1 protein-coding gene is annotated in these 1,323 nt (G+C 61.6%); it reads right to left on the bottom strand.

All coding sequences use genetic code 11. The annotated features are described in order from the left end of the window. Window positions 1–14: 14 nt before the first annotated feature. Window positions 15–1,247, bottom strand: coding sequence for a DDE-type integrase/transposase/recombinase (locus A5733_RS13340; protein ID WP_076240453.1), 1,233 nt, complete (start codon window positions 1,245–1,247; stop codon window positions 15–17). Window positions 1,248–1,323 lie beyond the last annotated feature (76 nt).

The following is a 1,323-nucleotide window of genomic DNA, read 5'->3' as shown; positions in this document are numbered from 1 at the left end:
CAAGTTGCCTCATGTCAAGATGCGCGCGAAGGGCGGTTCGTTGCCTCACGTGAACGTGCGCGCTTGGTGACTGGAGTAGGGATGCCGTCGGTGGCTTTGCTGGTGGCCAGGGTGAAGAGCTGGGTGGTCAACGCCTGGATTTGGCGTTGGGTGGCGGCTGGATTGATCAGCGAGTAGGTCCGCTTGATCGCCACGATGCGCTCCACGGTCATGCTCGGGTGGTTGACCGCGCGGTGAAGCGGGGTGGTGGCCTTGTCGTGTTTCCTGGAAACCTTGGCTCCCGTGCGGACTTTGGATATCAGTTTCTGCTGCGGGTGGAAGTAATTGGTCAGCTTCGACTGCAGTTGCCAGATCTCGTTGAGTAGCAACAACTCTGACGCGGTGTCGTAGCGGTAGTAGCCGACCACGGTACGGACAACCGACCAGTTCTTCTGCTCAACGTGGCAGCCGTCGTTCTTGTTGCCCGGCCGTGACCGAGTGAAGGTGATGCTGCGGTCTTGGCACCATGCCAGCAGGTCGTCGTTGATGAATTCCGATCCGTTGTCGGAGTCCACGCCCAGGATCGGGAACGGCATCGCGGCGGCGATGTGATTGAGGGCAGCCAGTATCTGTTTAGCCGTCCTGTCGGGTACTGAGCGGTTCTCGGTCCAGCCGGTGGCAATGTCGGTAACCGTCAGCGTGAAGGCATGACCCCCGCCACGATTGCCGCCGTCGTGAAAGACCGTGTCGATCTCTACGAACCCGGGCACGGCGTCATCCCATTGAGCCCAAGTGCGCACCGGGATCTGACTTTTGAGCAACGACCCCGGCTTGGTGCCCACACGTCCTCTGATCTTGTATTTGGCACGTTCCTCGGCCAGCCGGCGATCGATGGTGGCCGCCGACATCGACACCAGCAGTGCGGCGGTCTCGTCGCTGATCACCAGCTCCCGAAAGTGGCGTAGCACCGCCACGAGCTCTGCGAGCATGGGTGCGAGCCGTTTGCCGGCCGGCATCCCCAGCACCGTCCAGCAGACAGTCAACGCCGCGATGACCTCGGGTCCATACCTCACAGGCCGAGGACCACGCGCAGCAACGACCTTCGGATGCAGCGCGGCTTTGAGCGCCCTGCGAGCATGGTTTCGGTGCCAGCCGGTGTTGGCACACAACTCATCGAGAATCCGACTCTTCCCGCGTTTACTTGCCAGCTGGTAGCGGGTCGCAGCCGCTTCGGGGATTGCTCTGCGCTGTGTCAACGTCAACCCCATCCATTGGGCCTACGCGCGCACTTCCGATGAGGCAACGATTCACCGTTTCACGCGCATTCCTGATGAGTCAACGCGG

The sequence above is a fragment of the Mycobacterium sp. NS-7484 genome (genome assembly GCF_001953975.1).
Taxonomy (GTDB): Bacteria; Actinomycetota; Actinomycetes; order Mycobacteriales; family Mycobacteriaceae; genus Mycobacterium.
This window is presented reverse-complemented; position numbering and strand designations above follow the sequence as displayed.

Bases quoted from the DNA above. Each gene is read 5' to 3' on its own strand.
- A5733_RS13340 (WP_076240453.1), bottom strand. From the start codon at position 1,247: ATGGGGTTGACGTTGACACAGCGCAGAGCAATCCCCGAAGCGGCTGCG.